Consider the following 19583-nt stretch of genomic DNA (forward strand, 5'->3'; position numbering starts at 1 on the left):
TTACGAAATCTTTGAATTGTTCCGAAAGCAGGAGGGAATAAAATATGCGGATAGGCTATGATTACCTGTCTTTTACTTTACAACAAAAGTCTCTTTTAATTTGATATCGTTGGAAGAGGCTCCGATGCGGACTTCAAATTCGCCCGGTTCGACTGTCCATTCCATATGTCTGTCGAGAATTTGCAGGTCTTCCGGCAAGAGGACGAAGGATACGGTCTTTGTCTCGCCCGGTTGCAGGGAGATACGTTCAAAGCCGCGTAGCACGGATTCGTAAGCGATTACGCTGCTTACTTTGTCGCGGATATATAACTGTACGACTTCGTCACCGGCACGTTTGCCTGTGTTGGTGACATCTACGGTAACGGTTACAGGACTTTGCGAATAGGGTGTTTCCTGTTTTACGGAAAGGTTTGAATAAGCAAAGGTGGTATAGCTCAATCCGTAGCCGAACGGGTAAAGAGCACCGTTTACACGGGTTCTTCCTGAACCGTTAGGGCCTTCGAAGTATTGCCCGTCCTGTGAACCCGGCTTGAACGGGAAGTTGAACTCGATCTGTCCGATTGAACGGGGGAAAGTAACAGACAAACGTCCGCCCGGGTTATAATCGCCGAATAAGGTCTGTGCGATCGCTTCTCCGCCTAACTGTCCGGGGAACCAGGCTTCCAGGATAGAAGGAATGTTACGGTCAGCCCAGTTGATAGTCAGCGGCTGTCCGTTGATCAGGACGAGCACGACCGGTTTGCCGGTGGCGTGCAAGGCTTCCAGCAGTTGTTGCTGACGGCCCGGCAGGTCGAGGCCTGTGCGGGATTTACTTTCGCCTGTGCAGGATTCGTCTTCTCCCAGCACGGCAATGATAACGTCACAATCGGCAGCGGCAGTGGCAGCTTCGGCGATTCCTTTCTTTTCCTCGTCGGTCAGCGGAGTGGGGACGATTTCGCTGTCGGGCCAGTTGGCGTCTTTCACTTCGCAGCCTTTGGCGTAAACAACTTCTGTCTGATTGCCCAGATAGTCTTTGATACCGTCGTAAACCGTGATATTATCCAGTCCCTGAGGGCCGTAACGGCTGATCATATAGTTCGTTTCCTTGGCTAACGGACCGGTTATAAGCACCTTTTTCGTCTGGTTCTTATCCAATGGGAGCAGGTTGTTTTCGTTTTTCAGCAATACGAGGGATTGTTTCTGCATATCCAGTACGAAGTCGCGATGTTTGTCGGCTCCGACGATCTTATCGGCGGCTTTCGGGTCTTTTACATACGGTGAATCGAACAATCCCAGTTCGAATTTAACGCGCAATACGTCGGCAACCATGCGGTCGACCGATTTCATGGATAGTTTGCCTTCCTTTACCAGTTTACGTACCGGCAGGATATAGTCTTTCGGGTGCGTGAAATTAGTGCGGACGTTCAGGCCGGCTTCTACTACCTGGCGTACGGCTTCTTCATAAGAATCGGCTACATGGTGCTTGGTCTGAACGAACTCGACCGCTTCGCTGTCACTTACTATGTATCCTTTGAAACCATACTCCTGGCGCAACAGCTGTGTCAGGAAATAATAGCTGGCTGTTACAGGCACACCGTCCCAGTCGTTATAACTGCTCATTACACCTTTCGGATGCGCTTTCTGGACGACTCTTTTGAAAGGATAGAGATGGATCTCATGCAGTTCGCGGGGAGCCACATGCGGGTCGGTACGGACGGCGGCATCGCGGCCACCCTTCGGAATGCTGTAAACGGCAAAATGTTTCAACGTGGAAGCTACACCGTTCTGCTGGATACCTTTTACCATCTGTGTGCCCAGTTCGCCTACCAGATAAGGGTCTTCCCCGTAGGTCTCCAGCACACGTCCCCAGCGCGGATCGCGGGCTACGTCGAGGATGGGAGCGTACACATTATTGTATCCTAGCGCTTTTGCTTCCTTACCGGCTATATCTCCCGCCTGATGAACCAGGTCGCGGTTCCAGGTGCTGCCGATACTGATAGGAGCGGGCAGGGGAGTTGCTTTGGTATGGTTCAAGCCGTGGATACCTTCGTTGGAGAAGTCCACAGGGATGCCCAGGCGTGTTTCTTCGATGAACCAACGCTGCGTTTTGTTGATCGCTTCGGCATGGTTGCTGAACGGGTAGATCAGGTCGGGTGTGCGGCGGCGGGCGCTTCCCACACCGTTCAGTTGTTCGTCGATATTGGCGATACCGTCTTTCCAGATCTCATTCTTCCATCCTTCGGTGGGCAGGGAATCTTTCAAGACACGCCCGAAGCCGTAGAGGGTGGCCATCTGGCAACTTTTTTCTTCCAGTGTCATCTGGTTCAGGAGGTCTTGTACACGCGCTTCGATAGGAGCTTCGGGATCTTCATAAACGTCTTTTACACCGTTCTTGTTGAGGTCTATCCACCCTTTTTTGTAAATCGAGTCTTTCGCTTGTATAGTCACACTACCCAGACAGGCGGCAGCTAGTAATAGATACTTCACATTCATGTTTTCCTTTGGATATTATTCTGTTTATTCTTTGATATATTTATAAAAAAACCGTATGGTTATAATATTGATACAAATGTAACAATTATTAACCATACGGTCAAACCATCAATTTGTTGAAATAGATATTACTTTATATCCCACCATAGGTGAGCATTGATTTTGTTGTATTCAGATTGTGCATTGTAATTTTCCGTGTTCATAGAAGCTTCTATACTTGGATATAAAACACGTACTGGTGCATTTTCTTTGTTCAATAGTGTACCGCTTTGACGGTCATCGTCTAAGATGGGCAGGTCTGTACGACGATATTCAGCCCAGTTTTCATAGATCTGTACAAAGTTCAAATGCATCCATTTCTGAGTAGCAATTTGTTCCAAGCCTTTGGAAGGATTATATTTGAGCGAAGAAGAAACGATCCAATTACTTAATGTTGCATCGGAAACATCTGTATTGGCAATGGTTTCGTTTTTATCTTCTGCATCACTATTTTTGTAATAACTATAATAATTCTGAACGGAAAGCATGATACCTTTATTGTAGAACTCTTCGGCGTTGCCATTGAACAAGCCTCTTTGAGCGGCTTCTGCCAAGCATAAATAAGTCTCAGCGGCTGTCATACCGATACCAGACGGGAATTGGTAGTTTTCACGGAATGTAACAGTATTCAAACATCCGTAGATTTGGCGCAAAGGAATTTTTGTAGGATCACTTGCCGGTTTGCCGTTATATTCATTGATCAAGTCAATAGCCTCGTCTGCAGAAGCAGGGTAACCAATGATTTCCGTCTGGCCTTCATATACATCACCATTGTCATCTGTTCCCGGTTGATACAAAACATATAAACGCGGGTCGTTAACCTCTTTGAACATATTGACCATTTTTTCCGGGGCATACATATAAAAACCTTGTCCGGTAGAATGACTTTCTCTCATGGCGCGCCACAAAGCATCGGGAGCAACATCTTGACCGGAAACAGTAATGTCAGCATTATCACTATTGCTGGTAATCAGCTGGTCGAAAGAAAGTTCGGACAACACACTTCTTGCCTTTTCCGGATCCACATTGGATATGCGCATGGCATAACGCAAGCGCAAAGAATTGGCAAACTTATACCAACCATTGCAATTTCCATTGTAAACGATATCTTGCCGGTTGAATGTCTCATTCGTTGTTGCTGTTTTAAAATAAGAAGCAGCTTCTTTCAAATCGTCAAGAATTGTATAGTAAATATCTTTTTGCGTATCGTATTTCGGGCGGTAGATGACGTCTCCACCATAGATTACATTACGAGCAGTGAATGCTTCCGTATAAGGCATATTCCCAAAAAAGTCAGTAGCTATGGCTGTATTAAAAGCTTTCAATATTTTGCCTGCTTCTAAATAAATCCGATAACTGTTTTGTTCATCTGCCGGTAGGGTCGCATAGATTTTATCAATTTCCGTCAGTGTACTCATACGTGTCACGTAATAATTTTCCCACCGTCCTAAATCGTCTTGTATATTTTGATATAGGTTGTTGCGGTTTTCACCTTCTTGACGTGCAGTCGTTTGCAAATACGATCCTATACGACGGAAATTAAGATTGTATGTATCCGCATAATCAATTTCCAACGTGCGTTGTGCTCCCCTGGCAAACAGGTATTCAATGTGAGCAGATGTAAACGCATCTGGGTTATCATGCTTTTCATCCAATTTGTCGGAACAGGATGAGAAAGCTATCATGGAACCTAACAATAGGCTATATATTGTCTGTTTCATAAATTTATTTTATTAGTATTATTTAAACTTTAAGAGATTAAAAGCTAGTTTTAATCGAAAAACCGAAACTACGAGCTGACGGATAAGTTGTATATTCCACATATGGGTTTGTACCTCCTGTTCCTAATGTAGCTTCCGGGTTCACATTTGGAACGCTCTTGTAGATGAAAAACAAGTTGTTACCAATGAGTGATAAATTTAAGTTTTGCAAACCAATTTTAGAAATCCATTGATTAGGAAGTTGGTAAGAAAGTTTTAATTCACGCAATTTGATATATGTATTATCATACAAGTTATCTTCAGAACCGTTACGGTTATAGCGTGAATTGTAATAATCGGCAGCTGCTACGATGATGTCATTTTTGCTACCATCTTCTTTTACACCTGGAGCAATAATACCATCGTGATGGACACGGCCGTTCAACGCATTTGCCGGAGCTGAAGCATTGTGGCTGTCCAATGCGATTTTTTGCTGGGTGTCTTTGTCGATGTAGTAGGCCAAACCACCATATTCTTCATCACGGCCGAACAATGATTCTTTTCCGGCACCGCTTGATTTCAGGAAGTTGTTTGTGAGAGAAAGCAACTTACCACCGAATGATCCGTCAATATGTGCGCTCAGGGAGAAATTCTTGTAGCGGAATGTGTTGGTGAAACCGGCGATGAACTTCGGTGCCGCGCTTCCGGCATAAGTAAATTCTCCTTCTTGCTGATAATTACCATTTTTGTCTACAACCATATTACCGTTATCATCACGTATCCATTTACGGATATATACACTCGGGGTTGCATATCCTGGGACAGCTTTAAAGTTTGCAGCACTCCAAGGATTACTGAGGAGACGGTCTTCCAGTCCATCCGCCAATGAAATTAACTCATTATGAGTGTATGAGAAGTTCAACACACTTTCCCATGAGAAATCTTTTGTTTCCACTGGTACACCTGTGACTTGGAGTTCGACCCCATAGTTCCCGATCTCACCGGCATTCATACGCATAGCTGTTGCACCTGTTGAAGGTGTAATAGGAACAGAGATGATTTGGTTTTTGGTTTTATTGGTATAATAAGCGAAATCAAAACCTAAGCGGCTGTTGAACATGCGGCTTTCCAAACCAAATTCCCAAGAGTATGTCTTTTCCGGAACAATATTTGTCGGAGGTACAGTTGCATCAAACTGGTTGGTAATAGCAGTATTGTTGAATGAACCATACGTATATGCTGTATTTGTAAAATAGAGAGAAGGAGTTGTATTACCTACAACGGCGTATGAACCTCTTACCTTTCCATAATTCCACCAATCTGGCAGATCCAAAGCCTCAGTAAACACAAAACTCAAACCAGCGGAAGGGTAGAAGAAACTACGGTTGCCAGCTGTCAATCGAGATGACCAGTCATTACGGGCAGTTAAATCTAAATACAAAAAGCGTTTATATGCCAATTGCGCAGAAGCAAATACGGCTCCTAAAAACTCACCCCTGTTATATCCACTGTCTCTGCCAGCTGCTTTCGGGTCTCTCTTATTGTTATTGGTTGAAAACATACCGTTGTATTTCAAACCATGTGAACTCCAGGTCAGCCCTGTTTCTGATATGTCTTCGCCGGATATACCCAAGTTGGCTGTCACATCGTAGTCTTCAGCGAATGTTTTGTTGAACATCAACAAACCTTCGATATAATTCTTTTGGTAGTGATTGTCTACTTTGCGGTAACTACCTTGTAAATTGTTCATATCCGCTGGATCGGAATACTGTTTAAACATTTCCTTGTCTTCTTTTTTGTCCGAATAACGGTCTGTACCTCCACGCAAGCGGAAGTTTAAGAAGTCGAAAATTTTCAAATTAGCAGATAAAGAAGCAATTAAACGTTCACGTTTTGTCGTGTATTCGTTTTCGTTTTGTTGCCACAATAGATAGTTGATGATATTGTCACGGTTTCCGGAACTGATACCGCTGATTTCATCTGTTAGGTAATAGCCTTCGGAATTTTTGTAATTATCTTTCCATAATTGAGCTATTTCGTTACGAGGCATCGGATAATTTGATACACGGTCGATACGTGTAGGAGGATTCTTTGTATCTGAAATATTGAAAGAGACAGATGCATCGAAAGTTAAACGTTCATGAACTTTAAAATTGCCGGAAAGACTGAAGTTGTGTTTGTTCTGTTTGAAGTTTTCCAAATAACCGGCATAATTCATGTTTGTATAAGATAAACGTATGTTATTCTTATCGGTTCCGTTGGTGATAGATATGCTGTTGTTATTGGTGTAACCATCTTTGAAAATATCACGGTAGTTATCCGGTTGCGGAGAGAATGGGCGTTTTACGCCATCCCACCAAATCACTTCCGTGCCGTCCATACGGGGACCGAAACTACGGTATGTGCTACCTGTATAAATAGGTTCTCCATTCTCGTTGGTTGTGAAATAAGGTGTACTACCACCTCCGAACACATTCTGGAATTCTGGCATGTAAGCACGTTGGTCGTATGTATACGAAGTGCTAACTTGGATACCCAATCCTTTTTTTGCGCCATCGCCACGTTTGGTTGTAATAACGATTACACCATTGGTCGCGCGTGAACCGTACAAAGCAGCAGCGTTAGCACCTTTTAAGATAGACATCGATTCGATGTCATCTGGGTTAATGTCATTAAGTGCAGAACCTTCTTGCGTTTGACTACGTTCGCGACCTGCCCAGTTAGAGTCTGTGTCGTTAATAGGAATACCATCGACAACGATTAGCGGACGGCTATTTCCTTCTACGGAGTTGATACCACGGATTTGGATTTTGGTGCCACCTGTAGGACCAGCAGCTGTTTGTTGAATCTGTACGCCGGCTGCCTTACCATATAAAGAATTTGCGATGTTTTGAACCGGTACTAACTGGATATCTTCTGATTTAAGTTCGCTCATAGCATAACTTAAAGCGCGTTTTTCTTTTTTGATACCCATGGCGGTTACCACTACTTCATCCAGTTTCTGGGTATCTTCTACTAATTTTATGTTCAGAGAAGTTTGCCCTGTGTATTTGATTTCTTGTGTGACATAACCGATAAAAGAGATAGATAATATGCTACCTTCATTTACATTCAATGTAAATTTACCATCCATGTCTGTGATTGTGCCTTCACTGCTTCCTTTTATAGATACGGCAGCACCGGCTACGGGGCCAAGTTCGTCAACAACGGTACCTGTTACCTGTTTTTTCTGTTGACTGATGTTTACTGAAATTTCCGGCTTATTGTCGGCTGCAAATGCTTGCATTGCAGGAGAAAATGCTCCGGAAAGTAAAATAAGTCCAATTGGTATTAAAACTTTTTTCATGAATAAAATTTTTTACTTAGATTCAAGAATATTTATTAATGTCGCAAAATTAGAAGGCATTGGAAAGAAAGGGTATCATTATTTGTTGATAGAATGGTAAATATGGTTTGTGGCGGATATTGTTATTTTTTTGATGGATATTACTATTGGGCTTTTAGTTAATATACGTGATTTTGGTCGCTTTCTTTTAAAAAAGAATTTATTTTGCATTAAATATCTATGTTTATGAGAGGCAGATACTTATGTATATTGTTGTGTTTGTATGCATTATTACCGTTGTCGGCGAAAGAATTTTATTTTAAACACGTCGATTTAAACGACGTATTTACACAGCCATCGGCAATTTCCATTTATCAAGATGCAAAAGGGTATATCTGGTTTGGAAATGATAATTTTAATGTGTACGACGGACGAATTGTCCGCTCTTTCCGCCTTTCTGATTATTTGGAAGAGGTCGAAGATAACAATATTCATGGAATTTGTGGAGACGGAGATTCTTGTATTTATATGTTAGCTAACAGGAATCTGGTTCTTTTTAATCAACGGACGGAAGAATTCCGATTTACTACCGTATTGGCACATGTCTTGGAATACCATCAAGGGACGTTGTTTTATGCAGATAAGAATGAATTGTACCATTATACACCCAATGGCGTATCGGATAAGGTCTGTACTTTACCTGATTCAACGCTGGTTATTCGGGATCTGCATTTTAAAGATGGCGGTTGGCTATTGGCTACGACAAAGGGATTGTATCGTTATTCAAACGGTACTTGTTGGAATTTGTTGGAGAATGAATCTATCACTTCTTTGTTTGTGGATAATAGGGGGAGGTTGTGGGTCGGTACATTATCCAATGGTGCTAAGGTATTTTGTGAAGGAGAGTGGGTTTCTTTCCGGGAGAATGATTCCGCTTACCCGATTGTCAATAACCAGGTCCGTACTATCAATCAGGATATCAAAGGGAACATCTGGATCGGTACCTATGCCGGTATTACAGTCGTAAGTCCGTCTCTTCAGGATTGTTATCATCTGTCGCATAAAGAACAGGTTTCCTGGTCGTTGAAGCATTCATCGGTGTATGCGATTTTCAGAGATCAACAGGGAGGTATGTGGGTTGGAACTTATTATGGCGGGTTGAGTTACTTCAATCCGAATACCGACAATTATACATTTTATGACATTTCTCCCAATAGTCCGGAGAGTTTGGATGGTTTCCTGTTCGGTCAGATGGCAGAGGATATGAATGGCAATTTGTATATAGCTACTGAACATGGACGGCTGAACTGCCTGGACCGTACGACGCAGAAAGTAAAACGTTACGACCCGGTTCTTTCACGTATCCCTTCTCCAACAACCAAGTCTGTCTGGTATGACGTTGAACATGACCGGTTATATATCGGCACTTTCCTGCATGGCTTATATTGTTATTCTTCCGGGCGTTTGAAACAGTTGGGGACGGATGTATTACAAGATGACGGGCAACAGATTATTATGAATTTGATACCTTGGCAGGGAAATCTGATTGTTATTACGCAGACTGGGTTATATCAGCTGGATTTGACTACCCAGCAGCTGTCTCCTTTATTTTCAGATCCCGATCTTCTTGACCGCTCTGCAGGAATCATCCGTTCCGCTTGGTTGGATGACGAAAACAGACTGTGGCTTACTCCTGCCAATAAAGATGTTCTTTGTATTCGGATGGATACCCGGACTGTGGAAGAGATACCGTCGGTGAAGAATATGATTGGAAAGAAGCCGGTTTTGCATATTACCGGTGACAACAGGGGAAATCTCTATTTTGCCGTGACGGGAACGGGGGTCTTACGCTATGATTTGATGAACGATTTTTGGACATGTTATAATCAGGAACAAGGCCATTTGTTGACTAACGAACCTTTTCGTGCCTTGGTCACTCCTATGGGGCGCTTGCTGGTCACTTCCATACGAGGAATCACCTTGCTGGATATGAAAACGGGAAAAAGCATGCATACTTTGCTAGGTACTTCTTTTCCGCTACATCGGCTGAATTCCAATTGTGGAATATATTTGTCTCCCAAAGACAGCATGATTTTTATCGGAGGGGTGGAAGGCATGATTGCAACGAAAGAGTCCGGGCTGGTTCCTGTTGATGTGCCTTATTCCATATCGTTCAACAGCTTGTCCGTGAATAATATACCTATCCATCCGTCGGCATCATCGAGTATCCTGAAGGAAGCTGTCCCATATGTTTCCAGCCTAACTCTGCCTCATGACCGGAATAACATCACGTTGGGATTTACTTCGACAAACTACCGGTATGCCGATAAAAACCTGTTCGAATATAAGCTGGAAGGGTTGGATAAACAGTGGACACGTACCCGCCATCAGCAAATAGTGTATACCTCCATACCTCCGGGAAATTATAAGTTACTACTGAGGGAAGCGGGAGACGGCAAACTGATTGCCATGCCTATCCGTGTCCGTCCTCCTTTTTATGCTTCGGTTTACGCTTTTAGCCTGTATGCTTTGTTGTTTTTTCTGTTCCTGGTCTGGCTGATCCGTTTTAACCGAAGCCGTGCCGTGCTGAAAGCTTCACTGGAAATGGAACATAGGGAGAAATTGCGTATAGAGAAACTGAATCAGATGAAGTTGAAATTCTATATCAACATATCGCATGAACTACGCACTCCGCTTACGCTGATGGTCAGCCAAGTTGACCTGATTTTGCAGAACTATGACCTGGGTGGTACGTTTCGGGGCAAGCTGTTGAAGGTTCGGCAATATACGGTACAGATGCAGCAACTTATTACGGAAGTTCTTGATTTCCGCCGGCTGGAACAGGGGAAAATGCCTCTTCATGCAAGCCCGCAGAACCTGGTCGTTTTCATGCGTCAGCTATTCGATTCATTCAAGGACTATGCCGTGATGAACCGGATCCAGTACAGGTTGGAAACGATGGATGAAGAGATACCTGTCTGGTTCGATCCGGTACAGATACGCAAAGTATTTAACAACCTGCTTTCGAATGCGTTTAAGTTTACCCCGAAAGAGGGGACTGTCATGGTGAGCATACTTCGTAAAAAGGGAGTTGTGGAGATACGTATCTCCGATACTGGCTCTGGCATTCCCCAGAGCCAGCTGGCCCATATATTCGAACGGTTTTATCAAGCAGATAATGCGACCGGCGTATCCCTATCGGGAAGTGGTATCGGGTTGTCACTGACCCAAGAGATAATCATGCAGCATAAAGGGCAGATCGAGGTGAAGAGCGAGTTGGGAGTTGGTACGACTTTTACGGTTACATTGCGGTTGGGAGACGAGCATCTGACGCCCGAGCAGAAATCGACGGAAGTACAACCAGCCGGTATCCTGCCCGTACAAGAGCTAAAACGAGATGAAATTGTAGGGATACCCGATTTCCCTGATCTCATATCTATAAATAAGCTGCCGGATACGAAAGAAACGGAGATGCCGCTTTCCGTACTGCTTGTGGAAGACAATGAAGATTTGTTGCAAGTATTGGAAGAGGCTTTCTCCATCCAATATAAAGTATATAAGGCGTGTGATGGGGAAGAGGGTATCCGTATGGCAGAGGAGGTGCAGCCGGACCTTATCATCAGCGACGTGATGATGCCGGGTATCAGCGGGACAGTGATGTGCCAGCGCTTGAAGCGGAAACTCGAAACGTCGCATATCCCGATCATCTTACTGACTGCCCGTGTCGATCTGGAGAGTGCTTTGGATGGGCTTAAATGCGGTGCAAACGATTATATAATGAAACCGTTCAATATCAATTTGCTCTTGTTGAAATGCCATAATATCATTGCCGACTTGAAAAGTTATCAAACACGTTTCTGTACAGAGGCAGCATCACAACCTGTTGAATTGGCGACCAATCGTTTGGATCAGCAACTTTTGGACGATTCTGTACGGATTATAGAAGAGAATATGGAGAACCAGGATTTCAGTATTGATATGTGGTGCCGTGAAATAGCCATCGGCCGTACTCGTTTGGGGATGAAGATTAAAGCGATAACAGGCCTGACCTTGAATGACTTTATCATCCAGATTAAACTCCGCAAATGTGCCTATTTGTTGGAAACGACCGATTTGACCATTGCAGAGATCAGTTGGAAGACCGGCTTTTCCAGTTCCAGTTATATGGGGAAAAACTTTAAGGATTATTTCGGTGTCACTCCGTTACAGTACAAGAAAGCGAAGAATGCTTCTTCCTGAAATCAGCAAGAAGAATCCTTTTCTTCCCCCTCCATGATTTTTAAACTTCATCCTTTACAGCTGTAATGTATTGTATTATATATTTTTGTGGTGAAGTCTGCCTTTTCTGATTATTTTTATGCTCAGAAGAAGAAACCTTTCGAATGAGTAGGCATCCGTTCCGGAACGGATAGTTATCCACCGGGCAATCGATGCCTATTCGTTTGGGAGACCGTACGCTTTCGAATAATTCACATAGTAGTCCTACCATTAGTCACACTATTGTGCTAGCTATACTGACACAGTAGTGTGACTAATGGTAGGATTACTATGCTATAAGGTACTGCCCGATAGTGTATAGGGGATCGGACGCAACCTTATAGGGTATGAATCGCCGTCCTTCATCGCAATCATTTGTATTACAATGTAATATAATCGGTGAAGGGTGAAAGTAAATATATAAAACCCCATTGTAGGAGAGCGTTTTTCATAAAAAAAGACATTTTTGTTTGGTTTTATAAGGAATATATCATAGATTATATGCGTAAAAAGATACCTTATGAGAGAAGTAATGTTTTATTTAGTCCTGTCGCTTTCGTGTCTGGCACTAAGTGCTCAAAAGGTGCCCTGTGACAGCTCGCTTTGTGCACAACAAACGGCAGAGATTGTTGCCGAGAAGTTACAAACGCAGTTGGCCTTGTTTCCGCAAGAAAAACTTTACCTGCATTTGGACAAACATGTGTATGCACCGGGCGAGCTGGTCCGGTTCAGAGCCTATCTGGTGGATGCCGCTTCGCATCGGTCGGTGACGAAGAGTGGTTATGTATATGTGGAATTGGCTGACCGGGAAGAACGGGTGGTGAGCCAGGCGAAGGTGCGTGCCGATTCGTTACATCTGTTCCATGGTTATTTGTTGCTGCCCGAAGCGGTGGAGGCGGGTAGTTATCGGGTGCAAGGGTACACGGATTATATGAGGAATACGGGGAATAAAGAGTACCTGTTCCGGCAGACGATTCAGGTGTTGGCAGAAGCATGCCCGATTGCAGAGCAAGAAACGGTACTTTTGGAGCAAGAAAACTATGTTTTGCAGGTGAAAGAAGTATCGGATAAGATCGCTATTGAGGTGACACAATCGGATCGTGTAGCCTATCCTGCCGATTCTTTGTATCTGTTGTTGCATACGCGGGGTGAACTGCTTTCTTGGACAAGCTGGAAACCGGGGCAGGAACCGCTTTGTTTGGATAAGGATCGTTTGCCTGTCGGTGTTTCCCAATTGCTTTTGTTGGATGGAAGGAATCGCTTGCTTAGTGAACGGTTGCTTGTCATGAGACAACCTGAGAAGGAACAGATAAAGGTCGAAGCCGAACGGAAAGGGGAACGGATGACGTTGCATTTCTTTTTAGTGGATAGTACGCTGATTGCTTCAGATAATTACGTTTCCATAGCGGTAGTGGCGGGCAAGGAGAAAGTTGTAGGTTCTTCAGGCATCTATTCAAATATGTTGTTCACTTCTGATTTGTTGGAAGGGGAGGTGCCTGAGGATGGCCTGTCGGTGATGCGTCAATCTTGGAAGAGGTATGACATGGAAGCTGTATTGAATAACCGCTATGTCGTTCCTTCTATTCCTTATGAGTCGGCTTTGTCGGAAACTGACGATCGGCAGGTAACAACCAGGTTGGATGAAGATGGAAAGCAAAAGGTTTCTTCCGAAAAAGGATTTTCCCGTTATCAACACTATTGTTCCTTTTCTCTTTCTAAGAAGGATATAGAGAGAAGGAAAGCAACGACTACAGATGAGTTGTTGATTCGTTTGCCGGGAATGAGCAAATATCGGAACTATTATCGGGCTTTGTCGGGTGGGGCAACGCCTACGGGCAACGGTTGTATGGTGGTGTTCAATGATGAGGTGATGCAACCTTATTTTGATATCAATCAGATAGAGCCTTCTGCTATTACCTTCATGGGGGTTATTGCCGGCCCTAAGATGGCCATGTTTGGAAGCGAAGGCTCACCGATTGTGGATAGGAATAATTTGACAATGGCACCGCAACATGCGTTAGTGATTTCTACCCGTTCTGTGGATGCGTCATCTGAAAAACGTGTAGAGCCGTCGGAGGTTAAAGGAAGGGACAAAGATACGATCTTCTATTGGAATCCGGCGGTAAAGTTGGAAAAGGAGTTTTCCATATCGTTCGACATGCCCTCATCTCACTCAAACTATCGAGTTGTGTTGGAAGGGATACTGGAAGACGGACGGATTGTTTGTATGGATGCAAAACCGCAGGAAGTAGAAAAAACATCCAGTTCGTTAAGTACCACCTATAAAATAGTTTATGATGCTTCCCAGAAGGAGAAGAGGAAACAGGGGCTTTTTTCCCATTCTGATAAATCTGTGCTTTTGCTTATAGATAAGCTGGATTATCTTTTCTGTGATGTATTTCAGCAAAGAGAGAAGATGCCTGGGTCACGTGTAGAGCTGATGATAACTGGGGGTGGGACATGCTTCGGGGTCAACCTATCTGTTTCGAATAAGTATATGGCATACATTTCGGAGGAAAAGTTCAGGGATTTTGCCCGAAGAGTGGTTTCGGAGATTTCTATTGCCGATTACTTTTTGATGGAACCACGTTTGAAAGATAAGTATTGTGAATACACGTTACCCATCGGATTCCATCCTTATTGGGAGACAGGAAAAGGAGAGGTGACGATAGGTGATTTTTTGGGAAGGCAGATCCTTTATCGATTCGATTATGCCGAGCGTATCGAAATGATGAAAAGTAAAAATGTTTCTTATTTAAGCATTCCGCTTTATAATCAGTTTCAGGAACAAATAGAAACCATTTATTCGAATGTCTTGGGAGATTATTTCGGGGTAATAGATAGGTTGTTGAGTGTATGGATTTATATATCAGATGCAGGCGATATATTGCGTGTCTCTTTAGGAATGGATAAGGCATTGTCGGATCGTATAACCAAAGAGCAGTTTAAACAATTTGCCGACCGGATAAAAGAAACTGTTACTATGTCGGATTATTTTAAAGTGGAACCGGTTTCAGAGGGTGGTTGTTCTGTGGAACTGATAAGGGTAGGAGATAAGCGGTAATGTGTGGAAAAAGGAAAGCGGTGCCATCGTATGACTGGCACCGCTTTCCTTTTTTACACGTTGAATCGGAAGTGCATGATATCGCCATCTTGCACGACATATTCCTTGCCTTCCACACTCATCTTGCCGGCTTCCTTCACGGCGGTTTCCGAGCCGTAGTGGATATAGTCGTCGTATTTGATTACTTCGGCACGGATGAAACCTTTCTCGAAGTCGGTATGGATCACACCGGCACATTGCGGGGCTTTCCAGCCTTTCAGGAACGTCCAGGCACGGCATTCGTCGGGACCGGCGGTCAGGAAGGTTTGTAGGTTCAGCAAGCGGTAGGCCGATTTGATGAGGCGGTTCACGCCCGACTCTTCCAGCCCGATCTCTTGGAGGAACATCTGGCGTTCTTCATACGTTTCGAACTCGGCGATCTCGCTTTCGATCTTGGCGGCCACCACCAGGATTTGCGCATCTTCGTCTTTGACGGCTTCGCGCACGGCTTCGACATATTTATTGCCGCTGACGGCACTCGCTTCGTCGACGTTGCAGATGTACATGACCGGTTTGCTGGTCAGCAGGAAGAGGTCGTGGGCGATCTTCTGCTCGTCTTTGGTCTCGAAGGTGACCGTACGCGCGCTTTTACCCTGTTCCAAGGCTTCTTTGTATTTGACTAATACTTCGTAGGCCTGCTTGGCTTGTTTGTCGCCGCCTGTCTGAGCCTGTTTCTGTACTTTGGCGATACGACTTTCGATGGTTTCGAGGTCCTTGATCTGAAGTTCGGCATCGATGATCTCTTTATCGCGCACAGGGTCTACCTTGCCATCCACATGCACGATGTTGTCGTCGTCGAAGCAGCGCAAGACATGGAGGATTGCGTCGGTTTCGCGGATATTGGCCAAGAATTTGTTGCCCAGCCCTTCGCCCTTGCTGGCACCTTTCACCAGGCCGGCGATGTCGACGATTTCGACGGTTGTCGGGATCACTCGTTGCGGATGTTCAATTTCCGCCAGTTTGTTCAGACGCTCGTCGGGAACGGTGATTACACCAACGTTCGGTTCGATCGTACAGAACGGGAAGTTTGCTGATTGTGCTTTTGCATTTGATAAGCAGTTAAAAAGGGTAGACTTCCCAACGTTCGGAAGACCTACGATGCCACATTGTAATGCCATAAATTAGTATGTTGTTTTTATTATCTATTCGTATTGTTTCATCTCGGAAGCTGCCGTCCGGCAGACTTTTTCAGCGGGCAAAGATAACCATTCTTTCTTGTATATGTGCAATTTTCATTTATTGAAGAGGTTATTCATAGTTTCCCGTAGATTTCCAACTTGAGTTCGTCTATCAGATACAAATCGCTTCGGCAATGTAAATCGGCTTCTCCATCCTGCAATAATTGAAATGTAAGGGAATGGAAAAATAAATCCATAGCTTTTGCGTAAGGTATTTTCATTTGCTCTGCGAACCCTTTGATGATTCGTGCATATTTCAATAGCTTTAATGTTCCGACTGCATCCATAACTTTTTATATCAAATCGATTGCTTCTTTAAATACCAGATATTGCTCCAGGATAGCATCATTCAATATGCAAATCTGATGGTTAGGCTTTTCATATTTCAACCTGTCCAATGCAATGTCTTTACTCATATATCCTGAAAAATAAGCATCCAATGTGGCAAACACATTATCATTCGCCACACCTCCGATTATTACATCGTATTGTAGATAAATAGTTTCTCCCTTCCGGCAAGCGAATATAAAATCCAGCCATTCTTCATCATAGGCAGTAAATGTTTTTACCTTGAAGCCGGAGGACTTTAAAAGATTTTCATCCAGTTCGTATACATTGAGTATAGCTGCTTTTCGGGCTCTTAGAAAACGTTTGCTCCAACGTTCTGCCTGCTCGCGGATAGGGTTTATATAGAAGCCTTTACCAAAGTCTAACTTTTCCCGGGAGAAAGTGAGTTCCGGCCTCTCCACCCTGCAATATGAACCGTGATAAACAATCATAGGATCTGATTTTCTTTCATTAAGTTGATAATATCTTCCACTATATATTCCCGGCTTTGTGTGTGTAGTACATCATAAAACTCGACGATATAGTCTTGCAGAACCCGGTTTTGCATCATGAGGTCATATATTTCTGTTGCCGGTTTTTGCAGTTCTTCAGCAACGCACATCACACAAAAAACAGCAAATTCCATTTGCCGGGGTGTCATATTATTATATTCTGCATCGCTCATAGATTTTTGTTGTTAATTGGAGTTGGCAAAGATAACCATTCTTTCTTGTATATTCTTCAAGAACAGGGATTATCCTGGTTTTTACAGTTAATTTATGCTGCTGCGGGAGAAGGCCAGATGCCTGTGACCTGCGGTGTAGCGGGTGCCTTCTTTTTCGTAAGGGATTTTACGCAGCATTATTTTCCAGATGTAATCGTAGAGTGACATAATCGGTGGGTTTATAGGGTTGTTTTTAATTTGCTTAGGTACAAATGTTGTTCTTCTATGTCGTAAGAGACGGCATATAAATTTTCCTCACGGCTGTCTGTTACCAGGTAGACGACGGGGTTTTTTATCCGGAGGCAGGAGAGTAGCTTTCCGCTTTTGTCGAATACTAATATTCCGTTTTCTTTCATTTGTTTTTCCGACAGGTACTGGCTGAAGGCGTAGATATGTTCTTTTCCGGCTGTGATGCATCCGAATCCCTCGTGGTGAAGGTTGTCGAATTCGATGCGGTTGTTTACCCTTTGGTACAGGAAGTCGGACGTTTGCTTTTCCCATTGTTTGGTCAGGCGTTCGTTTTCGTAAGAATAGGAAGCGATATAACCGAAATAGGTGCTGGCGTATATGAACTGGTTGTCGTGCCGGGCCAGGTGTCCCTGGAAATAGTCGAGGTATTCCTGGTATTGATATTCCGTGCCGGCAATGGGATAATTTCCGAAGAAGTTGATTTCTTTGCTTTGTTTGTCTTTGTCGAAAACACTGAGTAGTCCTTTGAGGTAAGGGCCGAGACCGACAAACAGTTTATCGCCTACCTTGAACGCTTCTTTGGGCGAGAATTTACCTAACCGCAGGCGGGTGAAATCGGCGATCGACATTTCTCCGCGGTCTATAGCGAGTTCGTAATAAACGTTGTTGGCCGGGTTCAGATATTCGAGCCGGGCCTGTAAATTCTTGTCGGGAGATATGACGATGGCGGTGTCTTTCTTCTTTAGCGTATACTGGTTCATTTCTTTGCCTGTAGTTTGGAAGATACGGATGGAGGAGGCATCCTGCTGGTTCAGCAGGCAGAGTAATGTATCGTTCAGCAGATGCAGGGGAGGAGCGAACAGGTCCGGGAGATCGGCCAATGCCTCTTCTTCGATTGAGATTTGTGAGACTGCGTATGGGTCGATCTTTTCTAATCTCACTTCCGGCCCCGAACAACTGCTGGCCAGTAAACCTGCGAATAGAACAGATAAAATGTTTCTTTTAGTCATCTTTCTTTGATTTATTTCATATTACCGCATTATACTGATGCTATTTCATGCAACTATCCGTCTGTCTTTTAGTTTTTGAATTTCAGGATCATCAGGACCGGGTTATCTTCTTCTTTTAGGTTGGAGGCTATTTCTTTCAGTTTCTCGTCCGTTATCTGGTTATTGGCGTAGGCTTCTGCCAGGTCCATGGCATTCAGTTCGATCAGGCCGTAGCCGTAGGGGACAGCTGTAGTGTTGATGAACTTCGGGTCCATCTCGCGGTTGTTTATGGCACGGTTGCGATAGACCGGTTCGCACCATTCGTCAGCATTGCGGTCGTACATGTATAGCTTTTCCCTTTTCTCGCGGTTGGCGACCATATCGCTCATTTTGACTGTCACCTGTCGCGGAAGTCTGCTTATCCAGGCATACCGGTCATTCATTCCCCGGAAGAGCAGGAGAGGAGCTTCCAGATTTGTAGTGGGTGCATGGAGGGGAACCATGACCGGCTCGAGATGCAGGTCCGGGTGCATCACGAAGATGGTGTCTAATGCAACGTCCGTTAGCCAGATCTTGTCTGCGCAACTGTATAATTGCGGTAAGATTCCATAGGCGTTATTGGTATGTCCGTCGTCCCATACTATTTTGCGGTCGCTGGCTATGCAACGGGGAATTTCTATTGATAACGTATCTATTTTTCCATCTTCTTTCGAGAGAAGAAAATAGGGGGCATACGGATCTTCGTTTCCTTCTTTAAACAGGCTGCATAACAGATAATCCCTATTCAGGTCGATGATATTCAAATCCATAATGCTTTGACGGCTCAGCGTACGGAGATATTTCCCGGAGAAGTCATATACTTTCAGGGTGGTGAAGTCGGCAATGAATACCTCTTTCCGTTGCCAGTCGACAATATTGAAAATGACTGCGGTGTATTCTTCCGGCCCTTGTCCCTGGCAGCATATACGGCCTTGCAGCGTTTGGCCTTGTTTGTCGAACAGCAGGATTTCACCGACTTTGCCGCCTCTTACCACTATGCCGTCGTTTGAGACAACGGAAAAGTCGGAGTTGACGAGCACGCTGTCGGTGGTTGCCAGTGGGATATACTCTATGTCGGCGATGTCTTGCAACCAGACTTCTTTGGGTGGATAGTCCTTTGCGACGTCGACTGTGACCAGTTGTATGTTTTTATCGTTCGTTTGCTTACAGGAGCAAACGAACGATAATGCCAGGGCAAGAATGAGGTATTTCATATACTAGTATGTTTTATCAGACCTCTG

The 19583-nt window shown here is 44.2% G+C and carries 11 protein-coding genes; 2 read left to right on the forward strand and 9 right to left on the reverse strand.

Annotation, left to right across the window (positions count from 1 at the left end; genetic code table 11):
• Window positions 1-72: 72 nt before the first annotated feature.
• From NBH15_RS02680 to NBH15_RS02690, 3 genes are all read right to left on the reverse strand, one after another.
• The gene (locus tag NBH15_RS02680) at window positions 73-2472 is read right to left on the reverse strand and encodes a glycoside hydrolase family 3 N-terminal domain-containing protein (RefSeq protein ID WP_250821925.1); all 2400 of its coding nucleotides are present in this window, start codon (window positions 2470-2472) and stop codon (window positions 73-75) included.
• A 128-nt stretch (window positions 2473-2600) separates the two neighbouring features.
• A complete protein-coding gene (locus tag NBH15_RS02685; protein ID WP_128135133.1) occupies window positions 2601-4232 on the reverse strand; it encodes a SusD/RagB family nutrient-binding outer membrane lipoprotein in 1632 nt (543 codons plus the stop codon).
• A gap of 37 nt (window positions 4233-4269) precedes the next feature.
• Window positions 4270-7557, reverse strand: a complete 3288-nt coding sequence (locus NBH15_RS02690) for a SusC/RagA family TonB-linked outer membrane protein (RefSeq protein ID WP_128135132.1) — start codon at window positions 7555-7557, stop codon at window positions 4270-4272.
• Window positions 7558-7782: 225 nt separating this feature from the next.
• Between NBH15_RS02690 and NBH15_RS02695 the strand changes: the two genes are divergently transcribed.
• Entirely contained in the window at window positions 7783-11775 is a 3993-nt protein-coding gene (locus NBH15_RS02695) for a hybrid sensor histidine kinase/response regulator transcription factor (RefSeq protein WP_244050487.1), read from the forward strand.
• Window positions 11776-12313: 538 nt separating this feature from the next.
• Window positions 12314-14857: an MG2 domain-containing protein gene (locus tag NBH15_RS02700; RefSeq protein WP_250821926.1), complete on the forward strand. Its 2544-nt coding sequence runs from the start codon at window positions 12314-12316 to the stop codon at window positions 14855-14857.
• Between the two features lie 53 nt (window positions 14858-14910).
• Here the strand turns inward: NBH15_RS02700 and ychF are convergent, their stop codons facing one another.
• The 6 genes from ychF to NBH15_RS02730 form a co-directional block, all read right to left on the reverse strand.
• Window positions 14911-16014: a redox-regulated ATPase YchF gene (ychF, locus tag NBH15_RS02705; protein ID WP_128135130.1), complete on the reverse strand. Its 1104-nt coding sequence runs from the start codon at window positions 16012-16014 to the stop codon at window positions 14911-14913.
• A gap of 134 nt (window positions 16015-16148) precedes the next feature.
• Window positions 16149-16361, reverse strand: coding sequence for a hypothetical protein (locus NBH15_RS02710; RefSeq protein WP_009860502.1), 213 nt, complete (start codon window positions 16359-16361; stop codon window positions 16149-16151).
• Window positions 16362-16367: 6 nt separating this feature from the next.
• Window positions 16368-16853, reverse strand: a complete 486-nt coding sequence (locus tag NBH15_RS02715; protein WP_250821927.1) for a DUF3990 domain-containing protein — start codon at window positions 16851-16853, stop codon at window positions 16368-16370.
• Window positions 16850-17086: a DUF3791 domain-containing protein gene (locus NBH15_RS02720; RefSeq protein WP_009860504.1), complete on the reverse strand. Its 237-nt coding sequence runs from the start codon at window positions 17084-17086 to the stop codon at window positions 16850-16852. The genes NBH15_RS02715 and NBH15_RS02720 overlap by 4 nt, the downstream gene beginning before the upstream one ends.
• Window positions 17087-17304: 218 nt before the next feature.
• Window positions 17305-18324 carry a hypothetical protein gene (locus tag NBH15_RS02725; protein WP_250821928.1) on the reverse strand — a complete coding sequence of 340 codons (1020 nt, stop codon included), beginning with the start codon at window positions 18322-18324 and terminating at the stop codon, window positions 17305-17307.
• Window positions 18325-18392: 68 nt separating this feature from the next.
• Window positions 18393-19556, reverse strand: coding sequence for a DUF4934 domain-containing protein (locus NBH15_RS02730; protein WP_250821929.1), 1164 nt, complete (start codon window positions 19554-19556; stop codon window positions 18393-18395).
• Window positions 19557-19583 lie beyond the last annotated feature (27 nt).

The organism is Parabacteroides caeci (genome assembly GCF_023656795.1).
GTDB lineage: Bacteria > Bacteroidota > Bacteroidia > Bacteroidales > Tannerellaceae > Parabacteroides > Parabacteroides segnis.

Excerpts from the sequence above, each read along its gene's own strand:
- NBH15_RS02695 (WP_244050487.1), top strand. The coding sequence starts at position 7,783 with ATGAGAGGCAGATACTTATGTATATTGTTGTGTTTGTATGCATTATTA.
- NBH15_RS02720 (WP_009860504.1), bottom strand. The coding sequence starts at position 17,086 with ATGAGCGATGCAGAATATAATAATATGACACCCCGGCAAATGGAATTT.
- NBH15_RS02715 (WP_250821927.1), bottom strand. The coding sequence starts at position 16,853 with ATGATTGTTTATCACGGTTCATATTGCAGGGTGGAGAGGCCGGAACTC.
- NBH15_RS02725 (WP_250821928.1), bottom strand. The coding sequence starts at position 18,324 with ATGACTAAAAGAAACATTTTATCTGTTCTATTCGCAGGTTTACTGGCC.
- NBH15_RS02700 (WP_250821926.1), top strand. The coding sequence starts at position 12,314 with ATGAGAGAAGTAATGTTTTATTTAGTCCTGTCGCTTTCGTGTCTGGCA.
- NBH15_RS02690 (WP_128135132.1), bottom strand. The coding sequence starts at position 7,557 with ATGAAAAAAGTTTTAATACCAATTGGACTTATTTTACTTTCCGGAGCA.
- ychF (WP_128135130.1), bottom strand. The coding sequence starts at position 16,014 with ATGGCATTACAATGTGGCATCGTAGGTCTTCCGAACGTTGGGAAGTCT.
- NBH15_RS02710 (WP_009860502.1), bottom strand. The coding sequence starts at position 16,361 with ATGGATGCAGTCGGAACATTAAAGCTATTGAAATATGCACGAATCATC.
- NBH15_RS02680 (WP_250821925.1), bottom strand. The coding sequence starts at position 2,472 with ATGAATGTGAAGTATCTATTACTAGCTGCCGCCTGTCTGGGTAGTGTG.
- NBH15_RS02730 (WP_250821929.1), bottom strand. The coding sequence starts at position 19,556 with ATGAAATACCTCATTCTTGCCCTGGCATTATCGTTCGTTTGCTCCTGT.
- NBH15_RS02685 (WP_128135133.1), bottom strand. The coding sequence starts at position 4,232 with ATGAAACAGACAATATATAGCCTATTGTTAGGTTCCATGATAGCTTTC.